The organism is Xanthomonas sp. 1678, assembly GCF_031455575.1.
In the GTDB taxonomy this organism is placed as follows: domain Bacteria; phylum Pseudomonadota; class Gammaproteobacteria; order Xanthomonadales; family Xanthomonadaceae; genus Xanthomonas_A.
Genome location: NZ_JAVDSZ010000006.1, coordinates 71,634 through 86,435 on the forward strand (window position 1 = coordinate 71,634; position 14,802 = coordinate 86,435).

General features: G+C 67.9%; 10 protein-coding genes. 5 read left to right on the forward strand and 5 right to left on the reverse strand.

Going from position 1 to position 14,802, the window contains the following annotated elements:
* Positions 1-2: 2 nt before the first annotated feature.
* Together J2Y70_RS12435 and J2Y70_RS12440 are read right to left on the reverse strand one after the other, a co-directional pair.
* A complete protein-coding gene (locus J2Y70_RS12435; RefSeq protein ID WP_309917880.1) occupies positions 3-1,697 on the reverse strand; it encodes an alpha-L-fucosidase in 1,695 nt (564 codons plus the stop codon).
* Between the two features lie 196 nt (positions 1,698-1,893).
* Positions 1,894-4,512, reverse strand: coding sequence for a TonB-dependent receptor (locus J2Y70_RS12440; RefSeq protein ID WP_309917882.1), 2,619 nt, complete (start codon positions 4,510-4,512; stop codon positions 1,894-1,896).
* An 876-nt stretch (positions 4,513-5,388) separates the two neighbouring features.
* On the opposite strand from J2Y70_RS12440, the gene J2Y70_RS12445 reads away from it, so the two are divergent.
* On the forward strand, positions 5,389-6,408 hold the full coding sequence (locus tag J2Y70_RS12445; protein WP_309917887.1) for a glucokinase family protein: 1,020 nt from the start codon (positions 5,389-5,391) through the stop codon (positions 6,406-6,408).
* A 288-nt stretch (positions 6,409-6,696) separates the two neighbouring features.
* On the opposite strand, the gene J2Y70_RS12450 is transcribed toward J2Y70_RS12445, so the two are convergent.
* From J2Y70_RS12450 to bioA, 3 genes are all read right to left on the reverse strand, one after another.
* On the reverse strand, positions 6,697-9,315 hold the full coding sequence (locus J2Y70_RS12450) for a TonB-dependent receptor (RefSeq protein WP_309917890.1): 2,619 nt from the start codon (positions 9,313-9,315) through the stop codon (positions 6,697-6,699).
* A 488-nt stretch (positions 9,316-9,803) separates the two neighbouring features.
* A complete protein-coding gene (locus tag J2Y70_RS12455) occupies positions 9,804-10,535 on the reverse strand; it encodes a 16S rRNA (uracil(1498)-N(3))-methyltransferase (RefSeq protein WP_309917893.1) in 732 nt (243 codons plus the stop codon).
* Positions 10,526-11,917 carry an adenosylmethionine--8-amino-7-oxononanoate transaminase gene (bioA, locus tag J2Y70_RS12460; RefSeq protein WP_309917895.1) on the reverse strand — a complete coding sequence of 464 codons (1,392 nt, stop codon included), beginning with the start codon at positions 11,915-11,917 and terminating at the stop codon, positions 10,526-10,528. The genes J2Y70_RS12455 and bioA overlap by 10 nt, the downstream gene beginning before the upstream one ends.
* Positions 11,918-11,991: 74 nt before the next feature.
* On the opposite strand from bioA, the gene nudE reads away from it, so the two are divergent.
* From nudE to J2Y70_RS12480, 4 genes are all read left to right on the forward strand, one after another.
* On the forward strand, positions 11,992-12,546 hold the full coding sequence (gene nudE, locus J2Y70_RS12465; protein WP_263395321.1) for an ADP compounds hydrolase NudE: 555 nt from the start codon (positions 11,992-11,994) through the stop codon (positions 12,544-12,546).
* Positions 12,543-13,343: a 3'(2'),5'-bisphosphate nucleotidase CysQ gene (gene cysQ / locus J2Y70_RS12470; RefSeq protein ID WP_309917900.1), complete on the forward strand. Its 801-nt coding sequence runs from the start codon at positions 12,543-12,545 to the stop codon at positions 13,341-13,343. The genes nudE and cysQ overlap by 4 nt, the downstream gene beginning before the upstream one ends.
* Positions 13,344-13,624: 281 nt before the next feature.
* Positions 13,625-14,404 carry a nucleoside triphosphate pyrophosphohydrolase gene (gene mazG, locus J2Y70_RS12475; protein ID WP_263398500.1) on the forward strand — a complete coding sequence of 260 codons (780 nt, stop codon included), beginning with the start codon at positions 13,625-13,627 and terminating at the stop codon, positions 14,402-14,404.
* On the forward strand, positions 14,401-14,724 hold the full coding sequence (locus tag J2Y70_RS12480; protein ID WP_263395319.1) for a YnfA family protein: 324 nt from the start codon (positions 14,401-14,403) through the stop codon (positions 14,722-14,724). Before mazG ends, J2Y70_RS12480 begins: the two co-directional genes overlap by 4 nt.
* The last annotated feature ends 78 nt before the right edge of the window (positions 14,725-14,802 follow it).

Genomic DNA, 14,802 nt, shown 5'->3' on the forward strand with positions numbered 1-14,802 from the left:
CGTCAGCGGGTGGAAGTGGGGGAGGGCAGGTCGATGCGGAACACGTAGGCGTGTTCGCCGGCCGGCTTGGCCGGCAGGGTCAGGTGCAGGCCGTCGGCGCGCTGTACGAACGGCACCTTCTTGCCGGTGGCCAGCAGGGTCACGCCGCGCACGCCGTCGGCGGGGGTGAGCGAGCGGATCACTGCCTTGCCGCCGGCCGGCCAGCCCAACTCGATCGCGTACAGCGCGCCGTGGCCGGTGGTGAAGCGGAAGTCCTCGGCGGTGTAGGGCTTGGTCTTGGTGTCCTGGAAAGTGCCGCCGACCACTTCGGTCGGGCCTTCGCCGTAGGTGCGCCACGGCTGGCTGTCGTAGATCGCCTCGCCGTTGGTCTTCAGCCACTTGCCGATCGACAGCAGGATGTCGCGCTCGGTGTCGGGAATCGAGCCGTCGGCGCGCGGGCCGATGTTGAGCATCAGGTTGCCGTTCTTGCTGACCACGTCCACCAGCATGTGCACGATGAAGGTCGGGGTCTTGTAGGTGTCGTTCTCGACATAGCCCCACGAGGCGTTGCTGACCGAGGTGTCGGTCTGCCAGTGGGTCGGGTGGATGCCGGTGAGCTGGCCGCGCTCGATGTCCAGCGTGCCGGCGCCTTCCGGGAACGCGCCCAGCTTGTAGTTCACCACCACCCCGTCGCCGTGCGCGGCGCCGTGGTTGTAGTAGTACGCCAGCATGGTCGGCAAGGTGCTGCGGAAGGTCGGGTGGGCGATCCACCAGTCGAAATAGATCAGTTCCGGGTCGTAGCGGTCGACCAGTTCGGTGGTGCGCGCCAGCCAGTCGTCCAGCCATGCCTGCGACACCGGCGTCCAGTCGTTGGCGACGTCGGCGTCGTCCTTGCCGCGCAGGCGGATCTGCGCCGGGCCGTACAGGCCGGCGTAGCGCGGGTCGTTGACGTCGGATTCGAACGTGCGGCCGCCGTCGAAGAACCAGTTGTGCTCGGCACGGTGCGAGGACAGGCCGAAATGCAGGCCTTCGGCGCGGATCGCCTTGGACAGTTCGCCGATCACGTCGCGCTTGGGGCCCATCTTGGTCGCGGTCCACTCCGACAGCTGCGAGTCGTACATCGCGAAGCCGTCGTGATGCTCGGCCACCGGCACCACGTAGCGGGCGCCGGCGTCGCGGAACAGCCTGGCCCAGCCCTGCGGGTCGAATTTGGGCGCGGTGAACAGCGGGATCAGGTCCTTGTAGCCGAAGGTGGACTGCGGACCGTATTTCTCGCGGTGGTGCGCGTAGTCCTTGCTGTCCTTGGCGTCGGGTTGGTACATGTTGCGCGAGTACCACTCGTTGCCGAACGCCGGCACCGAGAACACGCCCCAGTGGATGAAGATGCCGAACTTGGCGTTGTCGTACCAGCCGGGCGAACGGTAGTTCTTCAGCGACGTCCAGTCCGGGCGGAACGGCCCCTTGCGCGCGCCGGCAGCGGCTTCGCGGACCAGGCGCGCGCGCTCGGGCGCGTACTTGGCGGTGGCCTGCAGCCACTGTTGGTCGATCTGTTCGGGACTGAGCGTGGTGGCGGTGGGCGCGGTCGGCGACGGCGCATCCGCAGCGCAGGCGGGCACGGCCGCCAGCGCGAGAATCAGGGAGAGGGTACTGGCCAGAGTCTTGCGTACAGCTCCGGCGTGGCGGGATCGGTCCGCGCGCGGGCGGGTCTCGGACGTCATGGAACTGCACTCCTGGGTCGAAGTCGGTACCGGCGCATGGACGCCGGCTCCGGGGATTGCAGGAGAGCGAATCTGCCGCGTCCGGATCATTGGACGCGTTACGCGCGGCTGCGCTCCTGCATGTAGCGGCGTAGCGTTACATCGGACAAAAAAAGGGCGCGCCACCGTGGAGGGTCGGTGGCGCGCCAGTCCTACATCAGAACTTGAAGTTCAGCTGCGCCTGGTAGCCGCGGCCGTTCTTGTACATGCCGATCGGCGCGTACTTGACCTCGTTGTACCAGTAGTACGTGGAGTCGAGCAGGTTGGTGGCGCTGACGCTGACGCTCATCCAGTCGTTGATCTCGTACGAGGCGGTCAGGTCCAGCTGCTTGTACTCGTCGGTGAACACGTTCGAGTCCAGGCGGCCGATCTGGGTGAAGTACTTGGAGCGGTAGCTGTAGTTCACCCGCACCATCCACGGACCGTTTTCCCAGTAGGGGATCACGTTGTAGGTGTTGCGCGACAGGTACGGCAGGTTCAGGCCGTCCTGCGAGCTGGACTCGGCGTAGGTGTAGTTCGCCTGCAGGCCGAAGCCGTAGCCGAACGCCTGCTGGTAGTTCAGCGACGCACCCTTGACCTTGGCGCCGGTGGCGTTGACCGGGCGGGTCACGCTGTACGGCTGGTTGACGATGCCGTTGGTCGGGTCGCTGAGGATCTCGGTGGTCGTGGTGCTGACGATGTAGGAACCGATGTCGCGGTAGAACAGTTCCGCCGACAGCATGCTGGACGGAGCGAAGTACCACTCGGCGGCCAGATCGTAGTTGGTCGACTCGTACGGCTTCAGGTCCGGGTTGCCGCCGCTGGCGGTCAGGTCGCCGCTGGTGCTGTTGAGCGAGAACGAACCGGCCAGGTCGCCGTAACGCGGACGCGCGATCACCTTCGCGGCCGAGAAGCGCAGCACCTTGGTGTCGTCCAGGTCGTAGGCGATGTTGAAGCTCGGCAGCGGCTTCTTGTATTCGTTGCTGACCTGCTGGAACGCGTACGTCGTGCCGCCATCATTGGTCTGGTAATACTGCGACTTGTCCTTGGTGTCGGCATAGCGCAGGCCCACGTTGCCGCGGAACTTGCCGGCCTCGAAGTTCATCTGCGCGTACAGGTCGCTGGTGATTTCCTTGACGTCGTAGATCTGGCCGAACTTGGGCGTCAGCGCCGCCTGCGGCAGCCCCTTCAGATAGTCCAGCACCGAGTTGAGGTTGGCGGTCGGCCAGGTGACCAGGTCGCCGCTGGCGCCCAGGCCGTCGTACAGGCCGCCCGGCGTGGTGCCCGGGTTGAAGCCGGTCAGCAGCACATCCTGATTGGCGAAGATCGCATTGCCGCGCGAGTTCTGGCCGTTGTTGTGGTTGATGTACTTGTAGCCCACCAGCACCTTGTTGAACGGGCCCCATTCCAGATCGCGGGCCGCATCGAACTGGAAGTACTTCTCCTTGTCCTCGGTGGTGGTGTACTCGACGCCGCCGGCCTGCTGGCCGGACGCCAGGCCCCAGTTGGAGGCGCTGTTGTTGTCGTAGGTGACGCCGGTGTGCGAGCCGTCGTAGTTGAAGTTGTAGCCGCCATCCTGCAGCAGGAACTTCATCAGGTATTCCGGATTCTTGCCGCCGGTCGCCTTGGTGGTGCCGACCTGGGTGGTGAACACCCAGTTGTCGCCGTACCAGTCGTGACGCAGGTTCAGGCTCTGCGTGGTGACCTCGCTCTCGCGATAGTTGGTGTCGAGCTGGGCGTAGGGCTGGCCGGCGGCGCCGTCGGTGACGGTGCCGGAGGTGATGTAGCCGTTCTGGACGTTGGCGCTGGTGACCTTCTGCAGATCGCTGTTGCACGCCGGACAGACGTAGCGCGATTCGCTGAAGTTGTTGTACTTGCCCTTGATGTAGATGCCGGTCAGGTTGAACTCGTTCTGCTCGTTCGGCTTCCACTGCAGCGCGCCCTGCAGGCCGTTGCGCTCGCGGGTCTGCTGGAAGTAGGCGCTGTTGATGCCGGCCGGAATCTTGGCAGTAGCAACGTTACCTCCGTCGCCCGAAATGGCAGCAGTGGGGGGGATACCGGCGCCGGTGGTGTAGCCGAAGAACTCGATGCCGGCGCGCGCGATGTCCTGCTTGTCGTGGGTGGCGGAGATCAACGCGCCGAAGGTCTCGTCGTCGTTCTTCCAGCTCCACAGCGCCGAGCCGCGCGGATTGCCTTCTTCCGAACGGTCATTGTAGTTGTAGCCGACCGAGCCGCGGATGGTGTTCTTCGGCAGGTCCAGCGGCTTGCGGGTGTGCACGATCACGGTGCCGCCGATCGAGCCTTCGTCGATGCGCGCCTCGGGGGTCTTGTAGACCTCCATCAGGCCGATGATTTCCGGCGACAGCAGGGTGTAGTTGAAGGTGCGGCCGCTGGTGTCGGACGGGTTGCCGCCCCAGTCGCCGGAGGCGATGGTCTGGCCGTTGAGCAGCACGCGGTTCAGCGCCGGGTCGGTGCCGTTGATGCTGACCTTCTCGCCTTCGCCGAACTGGCGGTCCACGCTGATGCCGGGCAGGTGCGCCAGCGACTCGGCGGCATTGGTGTCCGGGAACTTGCCGATGTCCTCGGCGCTGATCGCGTCGACGATGGAGTTGGCCGAGCGCTTGACCGCCTGGCTCTTCTCCAGCGAGGCGCGGTAGCCGGTGACGGTGATCGTGTCCAGCTCCTGGACGTTCTTCGATTCCGCGCCGGAAGCGGGTGCTTCCTGCGCCATTGCGTTACCGGACAGGTACAGCGCGGCCATGATGCTGATGGCTAACGTGGTGGTGCGGCTATTCATTGGCTAAACCTCTGGGTTAGTACATGGGCATGAGGTGCCAACCGATGTTCCGGCGTGCTGGCCGCTGCCCGGCCTGTTGACTGCGCGGCACCTTGCGGTGGCTGCGCGTATCGCGTTTCGGTGCGCGTCGTCCGGTCGTTGACGCGGAAGTAGCCGGCCGGCGGCACCGCGGCGCCGGTCCTTCCTTTGTGTCCTGTTGCAAAACCAAATACAGCAAACAGTGCATGTCCCGATATTTCGTGCTCGCCGGGACGGCCTGGCGGGCAGTGGCGCAAGCGATCCGCTTTCCATTGCGGGCGCGCGCCGTAGGACGGCTTCGGTACGCGCTTGCCATGACGCTGGAACTGCAGTCGGTGCTGGTTCCAGGCCCTGAACATGCCATGTCGCGAAGCTGTAAAAATTTGTGTGATCCGAGTCTGTAATAGCGCTGACAGCGTTGTCAACACATGCTTCACATAATTTTGACAAATCTCGGTGCGATTGCGGCCAAGCGTGGCGCGATAGTTTGGAAGTGGGCACTGCCGCTGAACGTAGGTATTTGTCTACGAAGGAAATTATGCCGCGGGCAGAATTGCGGGGTTCATTTGCTGACGCATCTGCAATGACGCGCTAATTGTGGTCGTCAGCACACTTTCCATGTAAATTTGTGCATTGCGGCGAACTTTTTGCGACAACTGTTTACTGGTGCACAGCCCTGAATGGCATGGTTGTGACCCATTCGAACAGGACGACGAAGACGCCACGATGCCGTGGTGAAGGAATGAGGAAGAGCGAGACTGGACGAATTCATCTTGACAACGTTGTCAAGGTGGTCTGAAACTCGATCGGTCAACAGGCCCATCGGCGTGCGCCCAGTCGGGCGCAACGGGAGAATACGTGTCTGCAAGCAGTTCACCAGTGGTAGCGGCCGCGTCGCGCGCCGAACCTTTCATTGCCGCCGACGTCGGCGGCACGCATGTCCGCATCGGCCTGGTGGCGCGCGGGGATGCGACCGATGCCGCGCCGGTCAAGGTGCTGGACTATCGCAAGTACCGCTGTGCCGACTACCCGGGGCTGACCGAGATCATCGGCGAGTTCCTGTCCGGCGTGAGCGGCCCGGCGCCGACCCGTGGCGTGATCGCCAGCGCCGGTTACGCGCTGGAGGACGGCAGGGTGATCACCACCAATTTGCCGTGGAGCCTGTCGCCGCCGGAGATCCGCGAGCGGCTGGGCCTGCAGGCGCTGCACCTGGTCAACGATTTCGAGGCGGTGGCGTACGCGGCCTCGTCGATGGATGCCAGCGAAGTGCTGCACCTGACCGGCCCGCGCAAGGCGCAGCGCGGACCGGCGCTGGTGATCGGGCCGGGCACCGGGCTTGGCGCGGCGGTGTGGATTCCGGCCAACGGCGGCGCCGTCGTGCTGGCCACCGAGGCCGGCCATGCCGCCTTGCCGGTCGGCAGCGAACTGGAAATGGCCATGGCGCAGCGGCTGCTGCGCACGCGCAGCTACGTGCCGGTCGAACACCTGCTGTCCGGCCCTGGCCTGCTCAATCTCTATAAGGTGTTGTGCGAGTTGCGCGATGCCGCGCCGGCGCACGCCACGCCCAGCGAGGTCACCGCGGCGGCGTTGGCCGGGCACGATCCGCTGGCGGGCGAGGCGCTGTCGGCGTTCTGCGGCCTGCTCGGCAGCGTGGTCGGCGACATGGCGCTGCTGTACGGCATCCAGAGCGGAATCTACCTGGCCGGCGGCTTCCTGCCGCAGATCGGCGAGTTCCTGGCCGCCAGCGACTTCGTCGCGCGCTACTTGAACAAGGGCGCGATGCGTCCGGCGCTGGAACAGATCCCGGTGAAGCTGGTCGAGCATGGCCAGCTCGGGGTGATCGGCGCGGCGAACTGGTTCCTGCAGCAGCAGCGATAGCGCGTTCGCGACGCGGACGTTTGCGCGGGCGGCGCAGTGGCGTCGGGCGCGACAGCGGTGTCGGCAAGGCCCGTCGCGACTGAAGTCGCTCCCACAGGTCGCCGTGTCGGATGCAGCGGGGGACTGGGTGGTCCCTCGCGACAGGCTCCATCTCCGTCGCGACAGGCTTTGCCTATGTAGCGGCGTCTATCCGACCGCAACCACTTTTGCAGCGACGCCTTGCACGCCGGTGGCGACGCGGTCGCGCCTGCGATGCGGCGGCCTGCGCGGCCGCCGCCGTTGCCGCGGCTACAGGGTGAAGTGCACGCTGAGCATGTAGCCGCGCCCGTTCTTGTACAGATAGTAGGGCTGGCTCTCCTGGCCGACGTAGCTGTAGTAGGTCTCGTCGAGCAGGTTGCTGCCTTCCAGCTGCAGCTTGACCTTGTCGGTGATCGCATACGACACCGACGCATCGAGCTGGGTGAAGGCGTCGGTCATCTGGTTCGCGCCCAGGCGCCCGATCTGGGTGAAGTAGGCCGAGCGCCAGCCCAGGGTCAGCCGCGCCTCCCACGGCCCCTTCTCGAAGTAGGGGCTGAGGTTGTAGCTGTTCTTGGAGTTGTAGGGCAGGTTGTAGTCGCCCTGGGTGTCGGCCTTGGAGTAGGTGTAGTTCGCCGCCACGCCGAAGCCGCCGCCCAATTCCTGCTGGTAGCTCAGCGACACGCCCTTGACCTTGGCCGCGCCGGAGTTCTGCGGCAGGGTCACCTCGTAGATGTCCTCGCGGTCGTAGGTGTTGTTGTGCAGCGGCCGCTGCACCAGGGTCTGCAGGATGTAGTTGGAGATGTCGCGGTAGAACAGTTCGCCGGCCAACACGCTGTTGGGCGCGAAATACCATTCCAGCGATGCGCCGTAGTTGGTGGAGCGGTACGGATCCAGCGCCGGATTGCCGCTGCTGGCGGTGAGCTTGTTGTCGTCGGCGTTGACGTAGGGCGTAAGGTCCGCATAGCGCGGCCGCGCGATCACCTTAGCCGCGGCCACGCGCAGGATCAGCGCGTCGGACAGGTCGTAGGCGAAGTTCAGCGACGGCAGCCACTCGCCGTAGGACTTGTTGTAGCGCACCGGCGCATAGGCGCTGCCGTCGTACTGGTAGCCGCCGATCGCGTCGCGGGTGTTGACGTAGCGCACGCCGATATTGCCGCGGTAGTTGTAGCCGGAGAAATCCGCCTGCAGGTAGGCGGCGCGGTTGCGCTCGACCACGTCGAAGGTGCTGCCGTAGCTCGGCGCGAGCGTATCGCTGCCGGGCAGGCCGCTGACGTAGTCGATCAGCGCGCCCGGGCTCTGCCGCGGCCAATGGCGCATGTCGTCGCTGACCGACAGGCCGTCCAGGTAGCCGCCGGGCGTGTCGCCGCCGTAGACCGCGCCCAACGTCGTGTTCGGATCGGCCGGGAAGCTGTCGTAGTACATGTCCTGCGCGGTGCTGTGGCGGGTGGCCTTGACCCCGAGCCGCAGCTTGGTGATCGGCCCCCAGGCCACGTCGTGGTCGAAGTCCAGCTGCGCGTAGCGCTCCTTGTCCAGGTTCGGATAGCGGTTCACGGTGGCGCCGATCACCGACATCGTGTCCAGCGCCGACGGCGGCACCGCATAGTCCACGCCGACCCTGCGATGGTCGATGGCGTAGTCGTAGCCGCCGTTACCGCGGAAGGTGAGGCCATAGATGCGGTCGGCGCCGCCGGCCGAGCGGGTCGCGCCGACCTGGCCGGAGACGTTCCAGCCGTCGCCGTGCCAGTCGCCGCGCAAGGTGTTGCTGCTGGTCTTGACCGTGGTGTTGCGCACGTACGAATCGAGGATGGTTTCGGCGTTGCCGCCGTAGGCGCCGGAGGTGGCGACGCCGTCGACCACGTCCAGCGCGGTGGCGTTGGCCGGGACGAAGTTGGCGTAGCGGCTCTGGTTGACGTTGTCGAACGTCTCCTCGACGTACAGGCCGGTGTAGGTCAGTTCGAACGCGTCGTTGGGCTTCCACTGCAGCGAGCCGGTGACGCCGTCGCGCTTGCGCGTCTGCGTGAACAGCGCACTGTTGATCGCGGTGGGGTAGACGCCCTGCTTGCCGGCGGCGACCGCGTCGGGAAACCCGGCGCCCTGGATGTCGCTGTAGCCGAAAATTTCCACGCCGTCGCGGCGCAGCGAGCGCTCCGAATGCATCACCGAGCCGAGCACGCCGAGCGTGCCGGCATCGTTCTTCCAGTTGTACAGCAGCGAGGCGTTGGGCTTGCCGTCCTCGGAGCGGTCGTTGTAGCCGTAGCTGACGCTGCCGGTCAGCAGGTTCTTGTCCAGCTCCAGCGGCTTGCGCGTGTGCAGGATCACGGTGCCGCCGAGGCTGCCTTCGTCGATGCTGGGCTGCGGGCTCTTGTACACCTCGGCGCTGCCGATCACTTCCGGCGCCAGCAGCGAATAGTTGAACGAGCGGCTGTCCGGATTGTTCGGATCGCCGCCCCAACTGGTGGAGGCGATGCTCTGGCCGTTGAGCAGGACCCGGTTCAAGGCCGGGTCGGTGCCCAGGATCGAGACCTTCTCGCCTTCGCCGAACTGGCGGTCGACGCTGACCCCGGGCAGGTGCGACAGCGATTCGGCGACGTTGGCGGCGGGAAACTTGCCCACGTCTTCGGCCGAGATCGCATCGACGATCGCATCGGCGTTGCGCTTGATGTTGAGCGATTTCTGCAGGCTGGCGCGGTAGCCGGTGACCTTGACCGCGTCCAGTTCCTGCACCGCTGGCGAGGCCTGGGCGCTGTCCGTGGCGGCCGCACCGTCGGTCGTGGGCGGCGCTGCGGCGTCGCGCGGTTGTTCGGGAAGTTGCTGGGCGAAGGCGCTGGCGGGCGTTGCCAGGACGCCGGCGACGGCGAAGGCCAGGGGAGCGAGGCGGATGCGATTCACGTGGGCGGTCTCCGAAAGTGGCACAGGGCACGAAAGGCCCGCCGGCGTGGCGGCGGGCAAGCGACGCCATCGGCCCGGATGCGGCGCGATGAGCGAATCGAAAAGGGCGGCAATGCGCGCATGCCGCCGAGCGGCGGATGCGGGGTGTGGGGTGCGGCGGCGCTGCGTGTCGGCAAGCGCACGCGATGCATGGGCGCGCTGGTTGCGGAGATCGCGCGTCGCGCTGCATGCGGACGTCGTCGGGTTAGGCGACCGCACGCCGACGATGCTGCGTCGCGTGGTTTTGATCGATCCAAACCGGAGGTATCCGTGTTGGCTCAGGAGCGCCGACTGTGTCGCGCTTGTCCTTCGTTGTCAACGAGTGTGCGGCTGGCGATTCCCTTCAAAAACCGCTGTTTTTCAGGGCAATGCGCCGGCACGAGGCGCTCTGCGGCGCCGTCGGGGCGGTCTCTTCCGTAGCCGATGTCTACGCGATTGTGTGCATCAGTTCACAGGTCGCCGCCATGCGCCTGCAATGCCGCGATCGCGGCCAGGCCCGCGGTCTCGGTGCGCAGGATGCGCGGCCCCAGGCGCAGGCCGGCGAAGCCGGCGGCCTGCAGGGTGGCGCGGTCGCGCGGCGACCAGCCGCCTTCCGGGCCGATCGCGATCGTCGCGGCATCGCCGGCGATCTGCAGCGTGCGCAGCCGGTGCTCGCCCTGCGGGTCGAGCGTGAGCTTGAGTTGTGTGGCGGCGACGGCGCGCGCGGCATCGGCCAGCGCCAGCGGCGCGGCCAGGTCGGGCACGCGCGCGCGGCCGGACTGCTCGCAGGCCGCGATCACGACGCTGCGCCAGTGCGCCACGCGCTTGTCCACGCGCGCGGCATCCAGCTTCACTTCGGTGCGCTCGGCCCACACCGGCACGATCGCGGCCACGCCCAGTTCGGTCGCCTTCTGCAGGATCAGGTCCATCTTCTCGCCGCGCGCCACGCCCTGCAGCAGGGTGATCGCCAGCGGCGATTCGTTGTCCGCCGGCCGCGCCGCGCCGATCCGCGCGCTGGCGCCGCGCTTGCCGACCTGCAGCAGTTCGGCGTCGTAGTCGCAGCCGTCGCCGTTGAACAGCACGCAGCGGTCGCCCTCGCGCAGCCGCAGCACGCGCAGCAGGTGCCCGGCGACGTCCTCGGGCAGCATCAGATCGTCACCTTCGCGCAGCGGCACATCGACATGGCAACGGGTCAGGCGCATGCGACGGCCTCGTCGATCGCGGCCAGGGTGGTCTCGGCCAGCAGCGCCAACTGCTCGTTGTCCACGCAGTACGGCGGCATCCAGTACAGCACGTCGCCCAGCGGGCGCAGCACCACGCCGCGCTGCAGGGCGGCGCGATACGCGCACAGGCCGACCCGCGCACCGGCCGCGAACGGCGTGCGCTTGTCGCCGTCGCGGCTCAGTTCGAATGCGACCACCATCCCGGCCTGGCGCACGTCGGCCACGTGCGGGTGGTCGTTGAACGGCGCCGACAGCGCGCGCATGGTCTCGGCGGTGCCGCGATTGCGCACGATCACGTCGTCCTGCTGGAAGATCCGCAGGCAGGCCAGCGCGGCGGCGCAGGCCAGCGGATTGCCGGTGTAGCTGTGCGAGTGCAGGAAGGCGCGCTCGCGGCTGTCGTCGAGGAAGGCGTCATATAAGTGTTGCGTGGCCAGCACCGCCGACAACGGCAGGAAGCCGCCGGTCAGGCCCTTGGACAGGCACAGCAGGTCCGGCATCACCCCGGCCTGCTCGCAGGCGAACAGGGTGCCGGTGCGGCCGAAGCCGGTGGCGATCTCGTCGGCGATCAGGAACGCGCCGTTGGCGTCGCACAGTTCGCGCGCGCGGCGCAGGTAGGCCGGGTCGTGCATGCGCATGCCGCCGGCGCACTGCAGGCGCGGCTCCAGGATCACCGCGCAGATCTCGCCCGGATGGCGGTCGAACAGGTCGGCCAGCGCATCGGCGGCGGCATCGGCGCGCTCGCGCGCGGTCTGCCCGGGCGCGGCCAGGTAGGCGTCGGGCGAGGGCGCGAACAGCGCCTCGGCCAGCAGCGGCGCATACACCCGCCGGTACAGCGGGATGTCGCCGACCGCCAACGCGCCGATGGTCTCGCCGTGGTAGCCGTTCTCCAGCGCGACGAAGCGGGTGCGCCGGGTCTCGCCGCGGTTGTGGAAATAGTGGAAGGCCATCTTCAGCGCCACTTCGACCCCGGCCGAGCCGTTGTCGGCGTAGAACACCTTGGCCAGCGGCGCGCGCCCGTCCTGGCGCGGCGCCAGCGCCAGCAGCTGCTCGGCCAGTTCCACCGCCGGGGCGTGACTGAAGCCGGCCAGCATCACCTGTTCCAGCTGCGTGGCCTGCGCGGCGATGGCCGCGGCGATGCGCGGCTCGCTGTGGCCGAACAGATTGGTCCACCAACTGCTCACCGCGTCCAGGTAGCGGTTGCCCTCGTGATCGATCAGCCAGGCGCCTTCGCCGCGCGCGATCGGCAGCAGCGGCAGGGTGTCCGGGTGCTCGCGCATCTGCGTGCAGGGATGCCACAGCACCGCCAGGTCGCGTTGCCGCCAGGTTGCGGCAGTCTGTGATGCGGTCAGGTCTGTTAGCATTTCGCGCTCATGAACAGGTTCTTCGCTCCGTGCATTCTATCGGCCGACGCCGCGCCGCGCCGCGGGGCGGCAGCGTGAGCCGTCCGTTGCCGATCATCCACGCGCTGCGCGAGCGCAGCGAGTCCGCCGCCGAGCGCAAGGTCGAGGAGCTGGACCTGGAGTTCAGCAACGGCGAACGGCGCGTGTTCCACCGGCTCAAATCCCCCGGCCACGGCGCGGTGGTGGTGGTGCCGATGCTGGACGCGCAGACCGTGCTGCTGGTGCGCGAGTACGCCGCCGGCGTGCACCGCTACGAGCTGGGCCTGGTCAAGGGCCGCATCGATGCCGGCGAGACGCCGCTGCAGGCGGCCGACCGCGAACTCAAGGAAGAGGCCGGCTACGGCGCCCGGCAGCTGCAGGTGCTGCGCGCGATGACCCTGGCGCCGACCTACATGAGCCACCAGTCGTGGCTGGTGCTGGCGCAAGACCTCTATCCCGAAAAACTGGCCGGCGACGAGCCGGAGGAACTTGAAGTGGTGCCCTGGAAACTGGCTGAACTGGATCAACTGATGTTGCGTGAGGATTTTTCCGAAGGGCGTTCGCTGGCGGCGCTGTTCATCGCCCGCGAGTGGCTGGGTCGCGCCGGATGATCCGCATCACCGCAGACCTGCGCGAAACCGTCATTGCCATCGCCATCGACGCCGCCGCGGCGATCATGGCCGTCTACGCCACCGGCTTCGAGGTCGAGCACAAGGCCGACGCCAGCCCGCTGACCCAGGCCGACCTGGCCGCGCACCGGATCATCGTCGAAGGCCTGGAGCGGCTGACCCCGGACCTGCCGGTGCTGTCCGAGGAGTCGGCGCACATTCCGTGGGACGTGCGCGAGCACTGGACCAGCTACTGGCTGGTGGACCCGCTCGACGGCACCCGCGAATTCGTCAAGCGCAACGGCGAGTTCAGCGTCAACATCGCGCTGATCCACCAGGGCGCACCGGTGTTCGGCGTGGTCCAGGCGCCGGTCGACGGCCGCGTCTGGCACGCGGTGCGCGGCGAGCAGGCGTACCGCCGCGAAGGCTTCCGCGACACCGCCCTGGCCACGCGGCGCCCGGCCAGCGCGCCGCTGCGGGTGGCCGCCAGCCGCTCGCACCGCGATCCGCGCACCGATGCGTTGCTGCTGCGCATGGGCGAGATCGAGACGGTCGCGCAGGGCTCGTCGCTGAAGTTCTGCCGCATCGCCGACGGCGAGCTGGACGTGTACCCGCGCTTCGGCCCGACCTCCGAATGGGACACCGCGGCCGGCCAGTGCGTGCTGCAGTCCGCCGGCGGCGCGCTGCTCGCCGCCGCCACCGGCAAGCCGTTCCGCTACAACCGCCGCGAATCGCTGCTCAACGGCGACTTCATGGCGCTGGGCGATCCGGCGCTGCCGTGGCGCAACTGGCTGGGCTGAGCGGGCGCTGCCGCCGCAGGCGGTCGCGGTACGGACGTCGCCGCTGCGGCTGGCGCGCGGCGACGCGCGCCAGCGGCCGGCAAACGCCATGACGAAGATGCGCGGACAACGGCGCCGGGCCTCGCGTGCGGCGAACGCCGCGCGCCGCCAGGTGCCGTGCCGCGTGGCGCCCGCCGCGCCGGCCGCTCTGCCAAACTAACCGCCTGGCGGCGCCGTGGCCGTCGCATTGGAACGACCCTGTGACCGCAGCCCGCTACGACCTTCCCGCCCTGCTCGAGATCATGGCGCGCCTGCGCGACCGCGAGCACGGCTGCCCCTGGGACCTGGAGCAGGATTTTGCCAGCATCGCCGCGTACACGATCGAAGAAGCGTACGAGGTGGCCGACGCGATTGACCGCAACGACCTGGGCGAACTGAAGGACGAACTCGGCGACCTGCTGCTGCAGGTGGTGTTCCATGCGCAGATGGCGCGCGAGCAGGGCGCCTTCGGCTTCGACGACGTGGTCGCGGCGATCTGCGACAAGATGGTGCGCCGGCATCCGCACGTGTTCGGCGACAGCCAGGTCGCCGACGCCGAGCAGCAGACGCTGAACTGGGAACAGATCAAGCGCGACGAGCGCGCCGCGGCCGGCAAGACCGACGGTTCGGCGCTGGCCGGGATCGCGCGCGGCCTGCCGGAATGGCAGCGTGCGGTGAAGCTGCAGGCGCGCGCGGCGCGGGTCGGCTTCGACTGGCCTGGCCCCGACCCGGTGCTGGACAAGCTGCAGGAAGAACTGGAAGAGGTACGCGTGGAGTTCGCGCGCGGCGCGGTGCAGGACAACCAGGCGCGGCTGCAGGACGAGATCGGCGACCTGCTGTTCGTCTGCGCCAATCTGGCGCGCCACGCGCAGGTCGATGTCGGTGCTGCGCTGCGCCATGCCAACCAGAAGTTCGAACGCCGCTTCCGCGCGATGGAACGGCTGGCGCAGCACGACGGCGGCGCGCTGGACGGGCTGTCGCTGGAGCAGCAGGAAGCGTACTGGCAACGCGCCAAGCGCCAGGAACGCGACGCGGCGCAGTGAAAACGCTGCTGCTGTTCGTGCTGACCGCGCTGGCCGAGATCGTCGGCTGCTATCTGCCGTACCTGTGGCTGCGCGAGCAGCGCAGCGCGTGGCTGTTGCTGCCGGCGGCCGCCAGCCTGGCAGCGTTCGTCTGGCTGCTGAGCGTGCATCCGCAAGCCAGCGGTCGCGTCTATGCCGCCTACGGCGGCGTCTACATCGCGGTGGCGCTGCTGTGGCTGTGGGCGGTGGAATCGATCCGGCCCACGCGCTGGGACCTGCTCGGCGCCGGCCTGTGCCTGCTCGGCATGGCGGTGATCATGTTCGCGCCGCGGCAGGGCTGACGCACGCGCGGCGCGCGGGATCGGCGCCTGCCGTGCGCCGCGATCTTCAGCGCGATGGCGGTGGGCTGTGGCGAGGCG